Here is a 20370-nt window from a genome sequence, read left to right on the forward strand (position 1 = left end):
ATTGCGCGGCCCGTAACGCCCGAGCCGCGCACTATTCTCTTTAATCCTCTCGATTCAGGCACGCCCGTGCGATACGCGGGAGCGGCGGGCCAGAGAGTCGATAATCACCGCAATCGCCAGCACGCAGCCGGTAATGATATAGCGCAGGGATGACGGCAGATTCAGCAGCGTCAGACCGTTCGAAATCGACTGAATCACGATGATCCCCAGCAGCGCGGACCAGGCGCTGCCGCGCCCGCCAAACAGGCTGGTGCCGCCGATCACCGCCGCGGCGATGGCGTTGAGGTTAACGTCGCCGGTACCGGCCTGCTGGCTGGCTGAGGCCAGGCGCGAAGCCGCCAGAATCCCCCCGAATGTCGCCAGCGTCGCGCAGAGCACAAAGGCGCTGACGTAAATGGCCCTGACGTTAATCCCCGAGCGCCGCGCGGCCTCCCGGTTGCCGCCGACCGCAAACATCGAGCGGCCCCATTTTGTCCGCTTCAGCGCATAGTTGAGCACCATAGCCGCCGCGACAAACAGACCGAAAATCCACGGTACGCCGCGGCCCAGGTTGAGGTAGAAAACGGCAGCCTCAAAAATCACCGTCAGCAGCGCCGCGCGCAGCAGCAGCGAGCTGACGGACTCCGCGGAGAGGTTGGCCTGCAGGCGGCGTACGCGGGTTTTAAGGCCAAACGTCAGCAGCGCCAGACCGGGCAGAAGGGCCAGGGTATGGGAGAACCAGCCCGGCATGACCATCAGCTGGCCGAAGCGAACCAGCGGCGAAGCGTAGGGCAGGTTGATGCTGCCGCTGGGGCCAAGAATGTACAACTGCATCCCGAGCAGCGCGAGCAGGCCGGCGAGAGTCGCCACGAAGCTCGGCATCCCGACGCGGTTATAGAGCAGAGCGTAAATCAGGCCGACGGCGATACCGCACAGCAGCGCCACGCCAATAGCCGCCGCCACCGGCCAGCCCGCGTTGACCCACAGGACGCCGACGATTGCCGAGGCAAGGCCGCTCATCGAACCTACCGAAAGGTCGATTTCCCCTAGCATCAGCACGCAGACGATCCCCAGAGAGATAAAGCCTACGGTGGCGCAGTCAAAAAGCAGGTTAACCAGGTTATTCGGCGCAATAAACACCGGGTTGAGCCAGGTAAACACCAGGGAGATAACAATCAGTCCGGCAATCACCGGGGCGGTGCCGAGATCGCCGGTCCTGATACGATTGATTTGCGCACGCACCACGCCGAACAGACCATCGTTGTGCTGGACGCGCTCGTCGCTGCGATCCAGGGCCGGGCGGGATTCTGTCTTGCTGTTCATAAAATTAAATCACTCCAGAAGAACTTAACTGTGATTTACGTTCAACGCGGCGCGAAACGGCGTTTTCCGTTGCGCCGGTAATGGCGGCGACCAGATCCTGGTTGGAGGCGTCGGGGGTGAAGATCCCTTTATTACGCCCGAGGCGCAGCACCACGATGCGATCGGCAACCGCCCGGACGTCTTCCATGTTATGGCTGATAATAATGACGCCGAGGCCGCGTTCGCGAACGCGCTCGATCAGGTTGAGCACTTCCGCCGTCTGGGCGACGCCGAGCGCGGCGGTCGGCTCATCCAGCATGATAATTTTGGGATTCATCAGCAGAGAGCGGGCAATGGCTACGGTTTGACGCTGGCCGCCGGAGAGCGAAGCGATGGGCTCTCGCACCGACGGAATACGAGCCGCCAGCTCCTGCAGCAGCGTCCACGCCCGTACCTCCATGGCAACCTCATCCAGCTGTAAAGGCGAGATCTCCTGGCCTAAAAACAGGTTGGCCACCACGTCCAGGTTTTCGCACAGCGCTAAATCCTGAAAAACCGTGGCGATACCGTATTCCAGCGCTTTCCCCGGACTATCAAGCGTGACGACCCTGCCGTCGAACTCAATGGTGCCGTCGGTAGGCTGATGCACGCCGGCGAGAATTTTAACCAGCGTAGATTTTCCCGCGCCGTTATCGCCAACCAGCGCCACCACTTCACCGGCGTGGACCTCCAGCTCGATATCCGCCAGGGCGCAGACGGCGCCAAAGTGTTTAGAGACGTTGCTTAGCTTCAGGATCGGTTGCCCGGCCGTCGATACTTTCTCTTGTTCTTGCGACATGGAAGAGACCTCAATTATTGCGAAACTACGCCCGCCGTTGGATGACGGGCGTATGGGCAAAATTACTTTTCGATGCCTAACTTCTGGCAGGCTGCAGCGTATTCGCCGGTACAAACCTGAGCGTAGGTCTGGATCTTTTTATCGAAGATTTCCGCTTTAATATTTTTCGCGGTGATCACCGCCGGGGTGAAGAGCTGCGACGGGGTGTTGTACAGGGTGGTGCTGGCCTGAGGCTTCTTACCCTCAATAAACTCAACGGCCACTTTCGCCGCCGCCGCCGCGACGATTTCAGAAGGTTTTGAGATGGTGTTGTACTGGTCGCCGGCAATGATGAGCTGCAGCGCGGCGATGGTGGCGTCATTGCCGGTGACCGGCGGTAACGGCTGGACGCCAGCGGCTTTGAAGGCGGCAATCGCCCCGCCGCCGGTGCCGTCGTTGGCGGCAACCACGCCTTTAATTTTGTCACCAAAGCGGGTTATCTGCCCGGCAGCCCACTCCTGCGCTTTTGGCGGCGCCCATTCCGGCGTATCAAATTCCGCCAGGGTTTTGTAGCCCGACTCTTTCAGGCCGCGGTGGATACCGTCGCGGATCAGTCCCGCCGCCGCGTCGGTAGGGGAGCCGTTGATTTGCAGCACGCCGGCATCCTGCGGTACGCCGCTCTCTTTCAGGTGGCTGGTCAAGGATTTAGAGATGGCATAGCCAATCCCTTCGTTATCAAACGAGACGTAGAAATCTGCCGGTTTCGCCGGGATAGGGCGGTCGTAGGCGATCACTTTGACATCCTGCGCCTGGGCGTTGGCAACCAGCGCGGCGGCGGCGGAAGAGTCCACCGGATCGAGAACGATGATTTTCGCTCCCTGGGCAATGACCGAGTTGAACTGCTGCTGCTGCAGGGTGGCGCTGGCGTTGGCGTTTTGATAAATGACCTTGCAGTCGGCGCACAGTTTGCTCATTTCCGCCTTGAAGCCGGGAAAATCATGCTGCTCGTAGCGCGTCGATGCCTGGTCGGGCATTAAAAAGGCGACCATGGCGGATTCCGCTGCCTGTGCTGAAGCGGTAATGCCGGCGGATATTGTTGCAAGTGCGATAAAAACTTTACGGTAATTCATTGCCTTACCCTCTTTTTTATATGCTTGAGCCCGCCGGCCTCGGCCGACGTCATAAAGACTTTTTTAATAAGAGTTACCAATAATTCACATGTAGGATACTTCGGTTTTACATTTGCTCAACCGATGAAGCAGGATTACCACTGCGCAAAAAAGGAGTCAAGAAATGGAAAAATATCGATGTGTATTTGTGATTGGCTGCAAAGATCTGAATAAAAAAGGAGCAGGCGCTTTGACCGAAGCGCGGAGGAAAAAACGACCTTGAAAAGGGGGATCGTGCGGCAAAAAAACGGGCGGCGAAGGGCCGCCCGGATGCTTAATCTTCGCTCAGAAACAGCTCCAGCAGAGAGTTTAAAAACAGCTTACCGTGCTCGGTTATCTGCCAGCAGTGCGCGTCTTCAGCCAGGTAGCCCTGGGCGATGGCGGCGGCAATTTGCGGACGAATCACGCTCTCATCAAGGCCGGTATAGCGGCTGAATTCGTCACGCGGCGCGGCTTCCAGCAGGCGGAAACGGTTCATAAAGAATTCGAACGGCTTATCCGCCGCCTCGACGTCGTGCTGGCGCTCAAGGTAGCGGCCTTCCATGTACCCGCGCGGATGGCGCGTTTTTGCCGTTCGCAGAATGCGTCCGTCAGGGAAAGTCACCTTACCGTGCGCCCCGCAGCCGATGCCGAGGTAGTCGCCAAAGCGCCAGTAGTTAAGATTGTGCTGACACTGGTAGCCGGGTTTGGCGTAGGCGGAGGTTTCATACTGCTGATAGCCTGCCGCCGTCAGCAGCTGATGCCCCTGTTCAAAAATATCCCACAGCGCATCGTCATCCGGCAGCACCGGCGGACGGGAGCCGAAGAGGGTATTGGGCTCAATCGTCAGCTGATACCACGACAGGTGCGGCGGGTTGAGCTCGATGGCCTGGCGCAGATCGTCCAGCGCTTCATCCAGCGACTGGTCCGGCAGGCCGTGCATCAGGTCGAGGTTGAAGCTGCGCAGACCGAGGCCGGTGGCCAGATGCGCCGCGCGTTTCGCCTCGGCCGGGCCGTGAATACGTCCCAGACGCTGCAGCTTTGCCTCACTAAAGCTTTGCACGCCGATGGAGATCCGGTTGACCCCCGCGCGCTGATACTCGACAAAGCGATCGGCCTCCACGGTGCCGGGGTTGGCCTCCATGGTGATCTCGGCATCTGCTGCCAGCGGCAGGCAGGCGCGAACGCCGTCGAGCAGGGTCCGCATCGCCGGCCCGGAGAGCAGGCTAGGCGTACCGCCGCCGATAAAAATAGTCCTGACTTCACGGCCCTGGGCGTAGTGCGCGTCGGCCCGCAGATCGTTGAGCAGGTGCTGCACGTAGTCGTCGTGCGGTACCTCGCCTTTCAACGCGTGCGAGTTAAAATCGCAGTACGGGCACTTCTGCACGCACCACGGGATGTGAATATACAGGCTCAGAGGTGGCAAATTAGCCATTACGTAATGCTTCCAGTAACAGTTTCAGCGCGCGCCCGCGGTGGGATATCGCGCTTTTTTCTTCACGACTCAGCTCCGCCGCGGTTTTACCCTCAGACGGAACAAAGAAAATAGGATCGTAGCCAAAGCCGCCGCTGCCTGCCGCGCTGCGGGCAATCACGCCGGGCCAGCTGCCGTGACAAACAATCGGCGTTGGATCTGCGGCATGACGCAGGTAGACCAGCACGCAGTGGAACTGCGCCTGACGCTTATCGTCAGGGACGTCGCGCAGGGCGACGAGCAGCTTTTCCAGGTTCTGCTGGTCGCTGGCATCTTCGCCGGAGTAGCGCGCGGAGTAGATCCCCGGCGCGCCGCCTAGCGCATCGACCGCCAGGCCGGAGTCATCGGCAATCGCCGGCAGGCCGGTAATTTGTGCGGCATGGCGGGCTTTCAGAATGGCGTTTTCGATAAACGTCAGGCCGGTTTCTTCGGCGTTGTCGACTCCCAGCTCGGTTTGAGCAACGATATCCAGACCAAAATCTTCCAGCAGCGAGGCCAGCTCGCGGACCTTTCCGGCATTGCCGGTGGCGAGAACAACTTTTTGCATGATTAATCCTGTTTAGAGCCAGGCTCTTATTCTGTCAGCGCCGCGACCTGAGTCGGGATCTGTTGCGGGTTAATGATTTTTATCTGCTTGTGCCGGCCCAGTTCGCCTTTTTCAAGAAGCACCTGGCTTTTCGCGACGCGAAACTGTTTGGCGAGGAACTTAATCAGATGGGCGTTTGCCTGACCATCAACGGGCGGGGCGGTAATGGCGACTTTGAGCTCGTCGCCATGTAAACCAACGATGCTATCACGGCTGGCCTTGGGCTGAATATACAGCCGCAAGACCAGCCCGTCGGCGCAGGCTTCGACGGCACTCATAGCGCCATCCACAGCCCCGGAAGCAGAACGTTACCGGTTGCCTGCAGCAGTTCGGAAATGCCCATGTTAATCACGTACAGCAGCAGAACCAGCACCATCGGCGAGAAGTCGATCCCGCCCATTGACGGCAGCAGCTTGCGAATAGGGCGCAGCAGCGGGTCGGCGAGCTGCATCAGCACGTATTCAACCGGGCTGCGGCCCTGGCTCACCCAGCTCATAATCGCCATCAGCAGCAGCACCCAGAAAATCAGCAGGCCGATAGTCTTAATCAGGATCAGCAGCGCGGAAATCCAGATGATCGGCTGGAAGGTGACCACCATAAACAGCACGATGGCTTTGATGACGCAGAGAATAAAGGCCAGCAGCATCGAGGCGCTGTCGAGCGGCCCCAGGGCCGGGATAATGCGGCGCAGCGGCCCAACGACAGGCTGGGTTGCCTTCACCACAAACTGCGAGAAGGGGTTGTAAAAGTCGCAGCGAGCCCACTGCATCCAGACGCGTAACAACATGATCATGGTGTAGAGTTCAATGACCGTTGAAAGCAGGAAAGTCAACGTCTTCATGGCGTTCCTCAGATTCCTTAATTTTTGCTGTAGTCGCGCGCACCGAAGATTGCGGTACCGATGCGCACCATAGTGCTTCCCGCCGCGATAGCGGCTTCCATATCATCCGACATTCCCAGAGACAGCGTATCGACCGCAGGGTAGTGCGCCTTAAGTCGCGCAAATGCTACCGCCATTTGTTGGGCGACGGCAAACTGCCTTACATACTCTGACTCTGGGGCCGGGATGGCCATTAATCCGCGCAGCTGCAGATTCGGCAGGGCGTCTATCTCTGCCGCCAATGCATCCAGCTCCTCAGGCGGGATCCCTGATTTGCTTTGCTCGTCGCTGATATTAATTTGAATCAACACGTTAAGCGGCGGCAAATGCGCCGGACGCTGCTCGCTAAGCCGGGCGGCGATCTTCAGCCGGTCGACGGTGTGGCACCAGTCGAAATGTTCCGCCACCAGACGACTTTTGTTGGACTGCAGCGGGCCAATAAAGTGCCACTGTAGATGGCGAACCCCGGCATCCTGAAAGTGGCGAATTTTTTCCACCCCTTCCTGCACGTAGTTTTCACCGAACGCCCTCTGACCGGCAGCCACCGCTTCTTCAACCGCGCTCGCAGGTTTGGTTTTACTGACTGCAAGCAGCGTAACTTCTTCTGGCGAGCGGCCGCAGCGAGCGGCAGCGCCTGAGATTTTGTCCCGGACCTGTGCCAGGTTATGCGCAATATCGTTCATATTCCGAGGATGAGTTATGGAGCTGGAAGAAATAGTGGCCCTTAGTGTAAAGCATAACGTCTCCGATCTACACCTGTGCAATGCCTCGGCGCCGCGCTGGCGTCGCCAGGGGAGGCTGGAGCCCGCGCCCTTTACGTCGCCGGAGATCGGCAAAATACTCGCGCAGTGGCTCAATGATGAACATCAGGCCCAGTGGCAGGCCGGCGGACAGGTTGATTTTGCGCTGGCGCTACCCGGCGGGCCGCGCCTGCGCGCCAGCGCATTCGCCCACACGCGCGGGCTGTCGCTGGCGCTGCGCCTGCTGCCGGAAGCCTGCCCGCGGCTTGATGAACTGAGCGTCCCCGCCGCGCTAACCGAGCTGCTCAATGAAGAGAGCGGGCTGATCCTCGTGACCGGCGCTACCGGCAGCGGTAAATCGACCACCCTCGCGGCGATGGTTGGCTATCTCAATCAGCGCCTCGATGGCCATATCCTGACCCTTGAGGACCCGGTGGAGTTTGTCCATGACAGCGAACGATGCCTGGTCCAGCAGCGCGAAATTGGCCGCCACGCCCCGTCGTTTGCGGCGGCGCTGCGGGTGGCGCTGCGCCAGGACCCGGACGTCATTTTGCTGGGCGAGCTGCGCGACAGCGAGACCATCCGCCTGGCGCTGACGGCGGCGGAGACCGGGCACCTGGTGATGGCCACGTTGCATACCCGCGGGGCCGCGCAGGCGGTTGAGCGCCTGGTTGACGTTTTTCCTGCTCAGGAAAAAGATCAGGTTCGCGGCCAGCTGGCGGGAAGTTTATGCGCCGTACTGGCACAAAAATTATTGCCGGATATATCTGGCGGGAGAGTTGCGCTATTCGAGCTTTTGGTAAATACACCGGCGGTGGCAAATTTGATCCGCGAAGGTAAAACCCATCAATTACCCGGAGTGATGCAGACCGGACAGCAGAGCGGGATGCAGACTTTTACGCAAAGTTTTCAACAGCGTGTGTCATCAGGCCGCCTGTAGCCGGAGGTTTAATATTCAGTCGTCATGCCAGTTTGTTGTTATCGTAATGTTTTATTAATGTTCTTTGATATTGATTATAAATATAGATGAACGTAAATGATTGACGCAGAATAATGAGCGGCGGGAATTGATTTAGACATTATCCTCGCAGAAATGGGAAAAAATTTAGATTATCTTTTGACACTTTTAATGAATTCGACTTATGCTGTTTATGGGCATAGGATGATTCCCATAAAATATTTTTTTTATTATGTAAGCTTATTTCAGTTTATTAATGGATATGTGATTTTTTGTTTTTAATTCATTTAACCACCATGATGGTGGATGCTTGCTAAGGAGAGTTTTAAGTGATTAATTTATCAGGTAATTCAAATCATTCTCGGCAGATTGTCTTTATTACTCATCCCTCGATTCAGAGTAAGTTTTTTGTCGCCAGACTGGCGGAAAAGCTATCGATTGCGGTGACCCTGCATAATATCAATAAGCCTCTGATGCAGCGCTTAGCGAAAGGCTCCGTAATATTATTTGATATTGCCGTGTCGAATAAAAAGCTGAACGGAGTGTGGCGAGATATTATTCGATCGCAGGTAGAGAACCCGCGCCTGCTGATTATCAACAGCGCGCAAAAGTATGAACTCTATGAGATGGCGCAGTGGCCCGCGCTCTACGGAGTCTTCCGCCATGACGATGATGAATCGCGTTTAATTGAGGGCGTTAAGGCCGTGCTGAACGGCCAACAGACGGCTGAATTGAGCGTGATGCACCCGGCGATGTACGCTGCGAATCATACATCGGTACCGGCGGAAAGCTCTCCGCTGACGGAACGTGAATGTGAAATCTTAAACGAGCTGCGCTGCGGTGCGACGAATATGGATATTGCTCGTGCGCTGTTCATTAGTGAGAATACGGTGCGCACTCATCTGTATAACGTCTTTCGCAAGCTGAGCGTGAAGAATCGTACCCAGGCGGTGAGCTGGGCTAACGAGCATCTCCGTCACTAGGTCATAGCGATGATGGCGCCGGTTCGGCGGCGCCATCATCGACGGGCTTAAAAACCCTGCTCGAAGTAGCTTTCCAGAATAACGACCGCCGAGGCCGAGTCGATGCTGCCTTTATTCAGGGCGCGGAATCCGCCGTGCTCGAAAAGCCCGGCGCGGGCCTCCACCGTACTCAGACGCTCATCGTGCAGGGTAATCTGTACCCCAAAGCGGCCGTGAATTTTATTGGCGAAGTTGCGCGCGCGCGCGGTTAGCGGCTGCTCGGTGCCGTCCATATTCAGCGGCAGGCCGACGATAACGGCTTCCGGCTGCCACTCTTTCAGCAGCTTTTCGATAACGTTCCAGTCCGGTTTTCCATCCTGCGCTTTGAGCGCAGGAAGAGGGCGGGCGGTGCCGGTAATGCGTTGCCCTATCGCGACGCCGATGCTTTTGGTGCCAAAATCAAAGCCCAGTAAGGTTCCGCTCATTATGCGTGCCCCGCAACGCCGGGCATCGTCACAATATCGATCCCAATCAGCTTTGCCGCTTCGCGCCAGCGATCGGCTATCGGCGTTTTAAACAAAATATTCTGATCGGCCGGGGCGGTGAGCCAGGCGTTATCAAGCAGCTCCTGCTCCAGCTGTCCCTTCTCCCAGGAGGCGTAGCCCAGCGCGACCAGTACGTTGCTCGGCTGTTTATCGGTTCCGAGGGTTTCCAGCACGTCCCGCGACGTGGTGATCACGGTATTGTCGGAAATACGGATACTGGAAGAGAAATCAGAGGGCGGCGAGTGCAGAATAAAGCCGCGATCTTCCGCCAGCGGGCCGCCAAGCATGACCGGCTTATCGAGGCGAATATCGGGATTGCGCGGCTCAGCGACAATTTTCAGCTTCTCCAGAATCCCGTCAATCTGCAGATTTTCCAGCGGTTTGTTGACGATAATACCCATGGCACCATCATCGTTGTACTCGCAGATATAAACCACGGAGCGGCGGAATATGGGGTCCTGAAGAGCAGGCATGGCAATCAAAAAGTGATGCTGTAAATTCATTGTCAGAGGTTCTGTTCCTGGTTCAAAAAAGCAGCACCTAGTATGCGGGCAAAGTGCCGCTCTGTCGATTCAACTTTATCTTTCACGCTACAGGTGCGTTGGCTTCCTCACTCGCCCCGGTCACATAGTAAACTATGCTCCCGGGCGCTCGCTGCGTCGCCGCCTTCCTGTAACCTGAAATCTTTCGTTGAATCAGTTTGGCCGATTATCGGTTCGAAAAGGGCGAAGAGTAAAAAGCGAAAGATAAAGGGTAAAAAGCGAAGAGCAAGGAGCAAAGAGCAAGAGAACAAAAGAGTAAAGGGGCGTTGGCCCCTTTACTCTTTAGCTTTCGTTGAAGCAAGCTGGCTTGTCCCGGATGCAACAAGGACGCTGCGTTTTCAACTGGCTCATCCGTGAGCCTCGGGCTTACTTAGCGATGCGCTTCTCAATGGCGTCCATCAGCATGCCGGTGATGGAGATCGGGAAGGCCGCCTCAATCTCGCGCACGCAGGTTGGGCTGGTGACGTTAATTTCCGTCAGGCGATCGCCGATGATATCCAGACCGACGAAAATCAGGCCCTTGGCCTTCAGCGTAGGGCCGACGCGGCGGGCGATTGCCCAATCGCTCTCGGTTAGCGGGCGCGCTTCGCCGCGACCACCGGCGGCGAGGTTACCGCGCGTCTCTCCGCCCTGCGGAATACGCGCCAGGCACCAGGGAACCGGCTCGCCGTCGACAACCAGCACGCGCTTATCGCCGTCCTTGATGGCCGGCAGATAGTTTTGCGCCATGCAGTAGCGGCTGCCGAGATCGGTCAGCGTTTCCGCAATCACCGGCAGGTTAGGATCGCCCTCTTTCACGCGGAAAATAGATGAACCGCCCATGCCGTCCAGCGGCTTGAGAATAATATCGCCGTGCTTTTCCCAGAAGGCTTTCAGCTGCGCCTTGTTACGGGTGACCAGCGTTTCCGGCGTCAGGTCGGCAAACCAGGCGGTAAACAGCTTTTCGTTACAGTCGCGCAGGCTCTGCGGCTTGTTGACGATAAGCGTGCCCTTATCTTCCGCGCGTTCCAGAATATAGGTAGCGTAAATGAACTCGGTATCGAACGGTGGGTCCTTACGCATCAGAATCACGTCGAGATCCGCCAGCGGCAGATCCTGCTCGCCGCTGAACTCGTACCACTTGTCGTAGTTCTGCTCTACGCTCAGCGTGCGCGTACGGGCGCGGGCCTCGCCGTTGATTAAGTACAGGTCGTTCATCTCCATATAATGGAGTTCGTAGCCGCGACGCTGGGCTTCCAGCAGCATGGCGAAGCTGGTGTCTTTCTTGATGTTGATGGTTGCGATGGGGTCCATCACGATGCCGAGCTTGATCATTATTATTCTCCGTTAACGCTTCAACCTAAGTCGCCAAAACGCACCTGTAGCGCGGTAATGGCAGTTAGCGCAGTTGTCTCTGTACGCAGAACGCGCGGTCCCAACAGAATATCAGTAAACTGGTAACGAGCGGTCATCGCGATCTCTTCCGCTGACAGCCCCCCTTCAGGGCCAATCAGCAGACGAATGCGCTCCACCGGCAGCGGCAGCGTGTTAATGCTGGCGCTGGCGCGAGGGTGCAGGTTCAGCTTCAGGCTATCATCCTGCTCCGCACACCAGGCCTCCAGCTGCATGGCCGGGCGAATCTCTGGCACCACGTTGCGGCCGCTCTGCTCGCAGGCGGCAATGGCGATTTTTTGCCACTGCTGGATCTTCTTCTGCAAGCGTTCGGCATCCAGTTTAACGCCGCAGCGCTCGGAAAACAGTGGCGTAATGAGGCTTACTCCGAGCTCGATCGATTTCTGGATGGTGAATTCCATTTTTTCGCCGCGCGACATCACCTGGCCGAGGTGAATATGCAGCGGCGATTCGCGATCGTCCCTCTCGCCGCTGACGATCTCAACCGTCACGTTTTTCTTGCCCGCGTCGACGATAGTGGCTGCAAATACCTGATTACTACCGTCAAAAAGCTGAATGGCCTGGCCTTTACCCATTCGCAATACGCGGCCAACGTGGTTCGCCGCGTCGTCGGAAAGGGCTATCTGGCTACCGACGATAATCGGCTCAGGGTGGTGGATGCGGGGAGTGCGCATGCTTGATATTCCGTTCTTCGCGCAGGTCCTCTCTTTCCCGCGGTCGCGGGAGAATAGCGGGACCTGCAAATTAACAATTGCCGCTAGTGTAGGTTAGCTCTTTTGCGCCTGGCAAGCCTGCTGGACGTAAGGATTGTGGTTGCCCTGAACTTTAGCGATACGCTCATCGCGTTCGCACTCCCAGCGGGTTACCGGGTAGGTCTTATTCCAGGCGCTAAAAAGCTGGGTTTGCTGACGGGAAAGCGTGAGCTGATAGCTATCGCGCATATAGAAGTAGGTCCGCGCAATTGCGCCGCGAGCGCGCACCGGCGGCTCGGCAACCTTCTCTTTAAAATCCACCTTCATCGCGCACTGACCGTACTGGCCTTCGCCGCCGTTCCACTGGCTGTACATATAGTTAGCGCGGTCGCCGTTGACCTCGCCGACCGCCGGCTGCAGGTTGTGCATATCGCTTTCCATCCTGCGGTAAACCGGATCTTTGGCGCAATTTTTACGCCCGCCGTCCTGCCAGCACTGGCGCTGGTGGCCAAACTGCCACGCCGGAACGACGTGCTCCCACTCGACGCGGCTGGCGCGGTTTTCGTTTTTACGCACCTTATAGCCGCAGGATTGCAGGTTAATAACGCCTTTTTTACCCTGCCAGTCGATTTTGCAGCCACAGTAGAAGTCACCGGGGGCATCGGCGTTAACCTTCGCTCCGGCGGCTTTTGCCTGGGAAAAACTATTGATTCCTTCGGCCATAGCCTGACCGCTACAGGCCGCAGTCAGCAACGCTGCGGCAAAAATATGAGTACGGGACATCGTGAACTCCGTGTCAAAACGAGCCCGCAACGTAGCGAATGAGATTGTCAGATGCAATCAGTCAGATCAGAAAATTTCCAGTTATACCCGATATTTACTCTTCAGCTACCAGCAGATCGCCGCAGCGAACGCAGCGGTAGGTTGCTTCCCCACGCATCACGCGATTATGACGGCGAACGGTCAGCTGGTGCTGCTGGCATTGGCAGCGGTAGGGGAAGGTATTTCTGCGCACGGAATCAAGTTCGAAGCGATGGGTGCGTCGGGCCGGCACTTCCAGCACGCTTTCCATCATCCATTTCCACTCTTTGCCGTGCGGCGCCACGCGGCCGAAGTGCTTCCACACCAGCAGGTGCGCGAGCTCGTGCGGCACCACCTCATCGATAAACGCCTGCTGATTTTCCAGCAGCAGTACCGGGTTGAGGCGAATTTCATTCTTTTCCAGCCAGGCGGTGCCGGCGGAGGTTCCCCGCTGCTGATAGACCAGCGCGGGTTCCGGATAGCGGCGCTCAAGCTTGAGGTTCGCCAGGGCGAGTTTTTCCCGCAGGCTGCGCATCACGGCCTGCTGCGTAGCGATGGGAATTCGGGGTGTCTTCATAGCGCCAGAGGATAGTGCGGCGAGGAGATGAGAGCAAGAAGAAGCTTCCTCCCGCGGGGGGAGGAAGCGCGGTGATGACTAGTCGCGAGCGCCGATTTCACGCAGCGGGCGGCCCTTCATCAGGTTACGTTCGATATGTTCCAGCGAAACGTTTTTGGTTTCCGGAATAAGCCACAGGGTCAGGAAGATGAACAGGATATTCAGACCGCCATAGACCCAGAAGGTGTTCGCGCTGCCCAGCGAGTTCAGCATGGTCAGGAAGGTCGCACCGACGATCATGTTGGCGATCCAGTTGGTGGCCGTGGAACAGGTGATGCCGAAATCGCGGCCCTTCAGCGGCTGAATTTCTGAACACAGCACCCAGATCAGCGGGCCTGCGCTCATGGCGAAGCCGACGATAAACATCAGCAGCATCAGCACGGAGAAGTACTGTGCGATCGTGGAGTGGATGCCGATATGCATCATGCTGCCCAGCACGCCCATGCCGACGGCCATGACGATAAAGCCGAGGATCAGCGTTGGCTTACGGCCCCAGCGGTCAACCAGGCCGATCGCGATAAAGGTCGCCAGCACGTTGGTCAGGCCGACGATAACCGTCCCCCACATCTGCTCGGTGGTGTTGGCGTAGCCCGCCAGTTCAAAAATCTTCGGCGCGTAGTACATGATGACGTTCATCCCGGTGAACTGCTGCATCACCTGCAGCAGAACGCCGAGGAACACCGCGCGGCGGAAGTTGCTGTTCTCTTTAAACAGCTCCCAGCCGGACTGTTTGACCTTCAGGCTTTCACGGATTTCATCGAGCTCACGTTTGGCTTCCGCGCTGGTATCGCGCAGGCGCAGCAGCACGCGCTCAGCGTCGACAAAGCGGCGTTTGGCGGCAAACCAGCGCGGGCTGTCCGGCAGGAAGAAAACGCCAATCAGCAGCAGAATGGCCGGGATGATTATAACCCCGAGCATCCAGCGCCATGCGCCGCTGTAGCTGAACGCGGTATCCGACAGATAGGCGCCGAGAATACCGATGGTGATCATCAGCTGATACATCGAGATCATGCTGCCGCGGATTTTCTCCGGCGCAATTTCGGACAGGTACAGCGGGGCGGTGTAGGAGGCGACGCCCACCGCGAGGCCGAGCAGTACGCGGGAAATCAGCAGCACTTCAACGTTCGGCGCGGCGGCGGAGCACAGGGAGCCGACAACGAACAGGATCGCGCCGATCATCAGGCTTTTCTTACGGCCCAGTTTGAAAGAGAGCCAGCCGCTGCCGACCGCGCCGACCGCGGCGCCGAACATCATCGAGCTCACCACCCATTCCTGAGTGTGAGCGGTAATTTGAAACTCGTTGGCAATAAAGGGCAGGGCACCCGCAATGACGCCGATATCAAGGCCAAAAAGCAGGCCGGCCAGTGCGGCGAGGAAACAGACAAAGAACGTCATCGTTTTGTTCGAGCGCCCTTGTTTTTTGTTGTCAGGCATAACGCCCTCCAGTTGAGTTATTGATTCTGTCGATGCTTAGAGTAGGGGAGTGCGTAGCAAAAAAATGTGATTGTAATCACGGCTGTGTAATCGCTTACACTAAGGTAAAGAAACGTAATCAATAAATAAACATATAAATCAGTATTATATGTAATTTTAGTCGACGAGATAAAAAACGGGAATCAGACTTTCCTGAAACAGTATGTAACATTGTGAAATTTTGTTTCATTGACGCCGCATCGCAGCTAACTAATGGCTGTTAATCTTATGTAATCGCTTTCATTTTTTTGACATATAAGAGCGGAGAAGCGGAAAGACGCGGAGCGCAGGGGGATGGTATGGAGAAGAGATAAAGAAAAAGGCCAGCGCGAGGCTGGCCTTCGAAACGGTAAAGCGTGCGCTTATTTCAGGCCGGCAGCTTCGCGCAGCAGGGCAGCTTTGTCGGTTTTTTCCCATGGGAAATGTTCGCGACCAAAGTGACCGTATGCCGCGGTTTCTTTGTAGATTGGGTGCAGCAGATCCAGCATCTGAATCAGGCCGTACGGACGCAGGTCGAAGAATTCGCGCACCAGCAGAGTCAGCTGCTCGGAAGCAATTTTTTCGGTGCCGAAGGTTTCAACCATGATAGAGGTCGGTTCAGCCACGCCGATAGCGTAGGAAACCTGAATCTCACAGCGATCGGCCAGGCCTGCGGCAACGATGTTTTTCGCTACATAGCGCGCTGCGTAAGCTGCGGAACGGTCAACTTTAGACGGGTCCTTACCGGAGAACGCGCCGCCGCCGTGACGAGCCATGCCGCCGTAGGTATCAACGATGATTTTACGTCCGGTCAGGCCGCAGTCGCCCATCGGGCCGCCGATAACGAAGCGACCGGTCGGGTTGATAAAGAATTTGGTGGCGCTGTTCAGCCATTCGGTCGGCAGAACCGGCTTAATGATCTCTTCCATCACCGCTTCCTGCAGCGATTTCTGATCGATATCTTCCGCGTGCTGAGTCGACAGCACCACCGCATCGATGCCGACGATTTTGCCGTCGTCATACTGGAAGGTCACCTGGCTCTTCGCATCCGGACGCAGCCACGGCAGAGTGCCGTTTTTACGCACTTCAGCCTGACGCTGCACCAGACGGTGAGCATAGGTGATCGGCGCCGGCATCAGCACGTCGGTCTCGTTCGTGGCATAGCCAAACATCAGGCCCTGGTCGCCCGCGCCCTGCTCCAGCGGATCGGCACGGTCAACGCCCTGGTTGATGTCCGGGGACTGCTTGCCGATTGCGCTCAGAACGGCGCAGGAGTTGGCGTCAAAGCCCATATCGGAATGCACGTAGCCAATTTCACGAACCGTATTACGGGTGATCTCTTCGATATCAACCCATGCGCTGGTGGTGATTTCACCGCCAACCAGAACCATGCCGGTTTTGACGTAGGTTTCACACGCGACGCGGGCCTTCGGATCCTGTTCAAGGATCGCGTCAAGCACGGCATCGGAGATTTGGTCAGCAATTTTGTCTGGATGCCCTTCTGATACGGACTCGGACGTAAAGAGGTGTTTTGCCATGTTTTATTTTACCTGTGGAGTATTCGTATAGCTCATACTGTTGTGTGGAGAGGCTTTGTTAGACGACTCTACCAAAGCTTGCAGGTAGTGACACGAGCAGTCTGAGTGTTAATCAGTATAGACGGATTAACTTCTGGACGGCTATTTTAGGTCAAATCTTAATCCCATTTCCAGACTTTTTTGATGCGCATCGCATTTATGCGCAATAGTCGGTGGAAATTTTTCCTGCCAGACGCGGCAACACGCATATTTTTATTTTGCATTTTAGCCTGCTTATCGGTATAAAACGCCGCGCGCGGCTCATTATGACAGCGCACGAAGAGTACCTCGTGACGCCACTTCCAGCCGGGTTAAGCACTCTGTATTGACAGAATCCCGCAGCGGCCTTTGCGCCTGCTGCCAGGTATATAGCTTTGGCTTGTCGCTGGCCCGTTTCGGGGCAGTGTGGAGGTGATACCAGATAATGAACCCACGTTTTTCACCTGATTCGTCGCGTCGTTCCGTCGCGCGTCAAGATCCCGCAATCTGCATCTCTTTCATGCATACCTGCCGATGTTCTACCCATCTCGGCGCTTCTCAGGATTCCAGGGCCGGAAGGTCGTCAGAAAACTGAACAAGGGCTCTCTTGCTCTCTATCGCAAGAGTTTTCTCGTGGTTTCTCCGGACTGTCACACTACGTTCGGGTACGTGTTTTATTATCATATGAAGAAGAAACCGGTCGCGCAGTCGCAGCGCCAGCACTATCTGCTGGGGTTTAGGACTGTTCATGGGTTGTTATCGCGTCTTTGGACTGCGATAGTAGTTAACTGTCTTACACTTATTATTAAAAATTGAGGTTCGCTATGTCTGACGACATGTCTATGGTTTCGCCTTCGTCAGCAGGCGAACACGGTGTACTACGTTCTATGCAGGAGGTGGCGATGAGCTCCCAGGAAGCTAGCAAAATGCTACGTACTTATAATATTGCCTGGTGGGGTAATAACTACTACGACGTCAACGAGCTGGGCCATATCAGCGTTTGCCCGGATCCTGACGTACCGGAAGCGCGCGTCGATCTTGCCGAATTAGTCAAAGCGCGCGAAGCGCAAGGGCAGCGCCTGCCTGCACTGTTTTGCTTCCCGCAGATTCTGCAGCATCGCCTGCGCTCGATTAACGCCGCCTTCAAGCGCGCGCGCGAATCCTACGGCTATAACGGTGACTACTTCCTGGTTTACCCGATCAAGGTTAACCAGCATCGTCGCGTGATTGAGTCGCTGATCCACTCCGGCGAGCCGCTGGGTCTGGAAGCCGGTTCAAAGGCCGAGCTGATGGCGGTGCTGGCGCATGCGGGCATGACCCGCAGCGTGATCGTCTGTAACGGCTATAAAGACCGTGAATATATCCGCCTGGCGCTGGTGGGCGAAAAGATGGGCCACAAGGTCTATCTGGTCATCGAAAAGATGTCGGAAATCGCCATCGTGCTGGAAGAAGCCGCGCGCCTGAACGTGGTGCCGCGTCTTGGCGTCCGCGCGCGTCTGGCCTCGCAGGGCTCCGGTAAATGGCAGTCCTCCGGCGGCGAGAAATCCAAATTCGGCCTCGCGGCAACGCAGGTTCTGCAGCTGGTTGAGATTCTGCGCGCGGCGGGGCATCTGGAAAGCCTGCAGCTGCTGCACTTCCACCTTGGCTCGCAGATGGCCAACATTCGCGATATCGCCACCGGCGTGCGCGAATCCTCACGCTTCTACGTCGAGCTGCATAAGCTGGGCGTCAATATCCAGTGCTTTGACGTCGGCGGCGGTCTGGGCGTGGACTATGAGGGCACCCGTTCGCAGTCCGACTGCTCGGTGAACTACGGCCTCAACGAGTACGCGAACAACATCATCTGGGCGATCGGCGACGCCTGCGAAGAGAACGGCCTGCCGCACCCGACGGTGATTACCGAATCCGGGCGTGCGGTCACCGCGCACCATACCGTGCTGGTCTCCAACATCATCGGCGTTGAGCGTAACGAATACACCGAGGCGACCCCGCCTGCGGAAGATGCGGCGCGCCCGCTGCAGAGCATGTGGGAAACCTGGCTCGAGATGCACGAGACCGGCAACCGCCGCTCGCTGCGCGAATGGCTGCACGATAGCCAGATGGACCTGCACGATATTCATATCGGCTACTCTTCCGGCACCTTCAACCTGCAGGAGCGCGCGTGGGCGGAGCAGCTGTATCTGAACATGTGTCACGAAGTGCAGAAACAGCTCGACCCGAGCAACCGCGCGCACCGTCCAATCATTGACGAGCTGCAGGAGCGGATGGCGGATAAAATTTACGTCAACTTCTCCCTGTTCCAGTCGATGCCGGACGCGTGGGGTATCGATCAGCTGTTCCCGGTGATGCCGCTGGAAGGGCTGAACATGGTGCCTGAGCGCCGCGCGGTGCTGCTCGATATCACCTGCGACTCCGATGGCGCTATCGATCACTACGTCGACGGCGACGGGATCGCCACCACCATGCCGATGCCGGAATACGATCCTGAGAACCCGCCGATGCTGGGCTTCTTTATGGTCGGCGCCTATCAGGAGATCCTCGGCAACATGCACAACCTGTTCGGTGATACCGAAGCGGTGGACGTATTCGTCTTCCCTGACGGCAGCGTCGAAGTCGAGCTCTCCGACGAAGGAGATACCGTGGCGGATATGCTGCAGTACGTGCAGCTGGACCCGAACACGCTGCTGACCCAGTTCCGCGATCAGGTGAAAAACTCCGGTCTCGACGAGGCGCTGCAGCAGCAGTTCCTCGAAGAGTTCGAAGCGGGTCTGTACGGCTACACTTACCTGGAAGACGAGTAACATGCCGCGCGCCCTCTCTTGTGAAGGAGGGGGCGTCAGGTCGCACAAACGCGATACCGACTTGAACCCGCATGCATTAACGGCGATAATTCGCCCAACAAGCAGTCACCCTATTCAAACCCTTCCTCGTCGGGCCTAACGACGCGGAGGGGTTTTTTTATGTGCATTTTTAACACTATCGCCTGTAAAAAGAGGTCACACCCATGAGCACTTTAGGTCATCAATACGATAATTCCCTGGTCTCTAACGCGTTTGGTTTTTTGCGTCTGCCGCTGAACTTCCAGCCGTACGACAGCGACGCCGACTGGGTGATCACCGGCGTTCCTTTTGATGCGGCAACCTCCGGTCGCGCGGGCGGGCGTCACGGCCCGGCGGCGATTCGTCAGGTTTCCACCAACCTTGCCTGGGAAGGCAACCGCTTCCCGTGGAACTTCGACATGCGTGAACGTCTGAACGTTGTCGACTGCGGCGATCTGGTTTACGCCTTCGGCGATGCGCGCGACATGAGCGAACGTTTGCAGGCCCACGCTGAAAAACTGCTGGCGGCCGGGAAACGTATGCTCTCCTTCGGCGGCGACCACTTCGTCACTCTGCCGCTGCTGCGCGCGCACGCAAAACATTTCGGTAAAATGGCGCTGGTGCATTTCGACGCCCATACCGACACCTACGCCAACGGCTGCGAGTTTGACCACGGCACCATGTTCTACACCGCGCCGAACGAAGGCCTGATCGATCCGAACCATTCCGTACAGATCGGTATCCGCACCGAGTTCGACAAAGACAACGGCTTTACCGTGCTGGATGCGGGCCAGGTTAACGATCGTACCGCTGACGATGTTATCGCTCAGATCAAACAGATCGTTGGCGATATGCCGGTCTACCTGACCTTCGACATCGACTGCCTGGATCCGGCGTTTGCGCCGGGTACCGGCACGCCGGTGATCGGCGGGCTGACCTCGGATCGCGCGATCAAGCTGGTGCGCGGCCTGAAGGATCTGAACATCGTTGGCATGGACGTGGTGGAAGTGGCGCCGGCCTACGACCAGTCCGAGATCACCGCCCTGGCGGCGGCGACTCTGGCGCTGGAAATGCTCTATATCCAGGCGGTGAAAAAGGGCGAATAATCC

General features: G+C 57.1%; 22 protein-coding genes. 6 read left to right on the forward strand and 16 right to left on the reverse strand.

Going from position 1 to position 20370, the window contains the following annotated elements:
- Positions 1 to 54: 54 nt before the first annotated feature.
- From QFI97_RS05250 to QFI97_RS05285, 8 genes are all read right to left on the reverse strand, one after another.
- Complete coding sequence (locus QFI97_RS05250; RefSeq protein WP_095099361.1) at positions 55 to 1302, reverse strand: sugar ABC transporter permease; 1248 nt, start codon at positions 1300 to 1302, stop codon at positions 55 to 57.
- A 4-nt stretch (positions 1303 to 1306) separates the two neighbouring features.
- Positions 1307 to 2119 carry an ATP-binding cassette domain-containing protein gene (locus QFI97_RS05255; protein ID WP_095099358.1) on the reverse strand — a complete coding sequence of 271 codons (813 nt, stop codon included), beginning with the start codon at positions 2117 to 2119 and terminating at the stop codon, positions 1307 to 1309.
- A gap of 62 nt (positions 2120 to 2181) precedes the next feature.
- Entirely contained in the window at positions 2182 to 3228 is a 1047-nt protein-coding gene (locus tag QFI97_RS05260; RefSeq protein ID WP_346430668.1) for a substrate-binding domain-containing protein, read from the reverse strand.
- Positions 3229 to 3541: 313 nt separating this feature from the next.
- Complete coding sequence (gene hemW / locus QFI97_RS05265; protein ID WP_095099352.1) at positions 3542 to 4681, reverse strand: radical SAM family heme chaperone HemW; 1140 nt, start codon at positions 4679 to 4681, stop codon at positions 3542 to 3544.
- Positions 4674 to 5267, reverse strand: coding sequence for an XTP/dITP diphosphatase (locus QFI97_RS05270; protein ID WP_095099349.1), 594 nt, complete (start codon positions 5265 to 5267; stop codon positions 4674 to 4676). The genes hemW and QFI97_RS05270 overlap by 8 nt, the downstream gene beginning before the upstream one ends.
- Positions 5268 to 5293: 26 nt before the next feature.
- Positions 5294 to 5584 (reverse strand): DUF167 family protein YggU, encoded by a 291-nt coding sequence (gene yggU, locus QFI97_RS05275; RefSeq protein ID WP_041147205.1) that lies wholly within the window; start codon positions 5582 to 5584, stop codon positions 5294 to 5296.
- Entirely contained in the window at positions 5581 to 6147 is a 567-nt protein-coding gene (locus QFI97_RS05280; protein WP_041147204.1) for a YggT family protein, read from the reverse strand. The genes yggU and QFI97_RS05280 overlap by 4 nt, the downstream gene beginning before the upstream one ends.
- 17 nt (positions 6148 to 6164) lie before the next feature.
- A complete protein-coding gene (locus tag QFI97_RS05285; RefSeq protein ID WP_095099346.1) occupies positions 6165 to 6869 on the reverse strand; it encodes a YggS family pyridoxal phosphate-dependent enzyme in 705 nt (234 codons plus the stop codon).
- Positions 6870 to 6885: 16 nt separating this feature from the next.
- On the opposite strand from QFI97_RS05285, the gene QFI97_RS05290 reads away from it, so the two are divergent.
- Together QFI97_RS05290 and QFI97_RS05295 are read left to right on the forward strand one after the other, a co-directional pair.
- Positions 6886 to 7866, forward strand: coding sequence for a type IV pilus twitching motility protein PilT (locus QFI97_RS05290; protein ID WP_346430669.1), 981 nt, complete (start codon positions 6886 to 6888; stop codon positions 7864 to 7866).
- A 347-nt stretch (positions 7867 to 8213) separates the two neighbouring features.
- Positions 8214 to 8867 (forward strand): LuxR C-terminal-related transcriptional regulator, encoded by a 654-nt coding sequence (locus QFI97_RS05295; protein ID WP_346430670.1) that lies wholly within the window; start codon positions 8214 to 8216, stop codon positions 8865 to 8867.
- Positions 8868 to 8914: 47 nt separating this feature from the next.
- Here the strand turns inward: QFI97_RS05295 and ruvX are convergent, their stop codons facing one another.
- From ruvX to metK, 8 genes are all read right to left on the reverse strand, one after another.
- Entirely contained in the window at positions 8915 to 9331 is a 417-nt protein-coding gene (gene ruvX, locus QFI97_RS05300) for a Holliday junction resolvase RuvX (protein WP_095099338.1), read from the reverse strand.
- The gene (locus tag QFI97_RS05305; protein ID WP_041147199.1) at positions 9331 to 9894 is read right to left on the reverse strand and encodes a YqgE/AlgH family protein; all 564 of its coding nucleotides are present in this window, start codon (positions 9892 to 9894) and stop codon (positions 9331 to 9333) included. Before QFI97_RS05305 ends, ruvX begins: the two co-directional genes overlap by 1 nt.
- Before the next feature lie 405 nt (positions 9895 to 10299).
- Positions 10300 to 11247 (reverse strand): glutathione synthase, encoded by a 948-nt coding sequence (gene gshB / locus QFI97_RS05310; RefSeq protein WP_331834858.1) that lies wholly within the window; start codon positions 11245 to 11247, stop codon positions 10300 to 10302.
- Positions 11248 to 11267: 20 nt separating this feature from the next.
- The gene (rsmE, locus tag QFI97_RS05315; protein WP_159237129.1) at positions 11268 to 11999 is read right to left on the reverse strand and encodes a 16S rRNA (uracil(1498)-N(3))-methyltransferase; all 732 of its coding nucleotides are present in this window, start codon (positions 11997 to 11999) and stop codon (positions 11268 to 11270) included.
- Between the two features lie 93 nt (positions 12000 to 12092).
- Positions 12093 to 12800 carry a deoxyribonuclease I gene (endA, locus tag QFI97_RS05320; protein ID WP_346430671.1) on the reverse strand — a complete coding sequence of 236 codons (708 nt, stop codon included), beginning with the start codon at positions 12798 to 12800 and terminating at the stop codon, positions 12093 to 12095.
- Positions 12801 to 12894: 94 nt separating this feature from the next.
- Positions 12895 to 13395 carry a SprT family zinc-dependent metalloprotease gene (locus QFI97_RS05325; RefSeq protein ID WP_095099327.1) on the reverse strand — a complete coding sequence of 167 codons (501 nt, stop codon included), beginning with the start codon at positions 13393 to 13395 and terminating at the stop codon, positions 12895 to 12897.
- 78 nt (positions 13396 to 13473) lie between these two features.
- Positions 13474 to 14868: a sugar porter family MFS transporter gene (locus QFI97_RS05330; protein WP_095099325.1), complete on the reverse strand. Its 1395-nt coding sequence runs from the start codon at positions 14866 to 14868 to the stop codon at positions 13474 to 13476.
- A gap of 401 nt (positions 14869 to 15269) precedes the next feature.
- On the reverse strand, positions 15270 to 16424 hold the full coding sequence (metK, locus tag QFI97_RS05335; protein ID WP_095099323.1) for a methionine adenosyltransferase: 1155 nt from the start codon (positions 16422 to 16424) through the stop codon (positions 15270 to 15272).
- 463 nt (positions 16425 to 16887) lie between these two features.
- Here metK and yqgG point away from each other — a divergent pair, with 463 nt between their 5' ends.
- The 4 genes from yqgG to speB all read left to right on the forward strand — a co-directional run bounded on the left by yqgG (position 16888) and on the right by speB (position 20367).
- A complete protein-coding gene (yqgG, locus tag QFI97_RS23495; RefSeq protein ID WP_428983843.1) occupies positions 16888 to 17037 on the forward strand; it encodes a small protein YqgG in 150 nt (49 codons plus the stop codon).
- Between the two features lie 89 nt (positions 17038 to 17126).
- Positions 17127 to 17258 (forward strand): acid stress response protein YqgB, encoded by a 132-nt coding sequence (yqgB, locus tag QFI97_RS05345; RefSeq protein WP_115191897.1) that lies wholly within the window; start codon positions 17127 to 17129, stop codon positions 17256 to 17258.
- Between the two features lie 8 nt (positions 17259 to 17266).
- A complete protein-coding gene (gene speA, locus QFI97_RS05350) occupies positions 17267 to 19243 on the forward strand; it encodes a biosynthetic arginine decarboxylase (protein ID WP_346430672.1) in 1977 nt (658 codons plus the stop codon).
- A gap of 203 nt (positions 19244 to 19446) precedes the next feature.
- Entirely contained in the window at positions 19447 to 20367 is a 921-nt protein-coding gene (gene speB / locus QFI97_RS05355; RefSeq protein WP_346430673.1) for an agmatinase, read from the forward strand.
- Positions 20368 to 20370 lie beyond the last annotated feature (3 nt).

This window comes from Klebsiella scottii (genome assembly GCF_036561945.1).
GTDB classification, from domain to species: Bacteria; Pseudomonadota; Gammaproteobacteria; order Enterobacterales; family Enterobacteriaceae; genus Klebsiella; species Klebsiella scottii.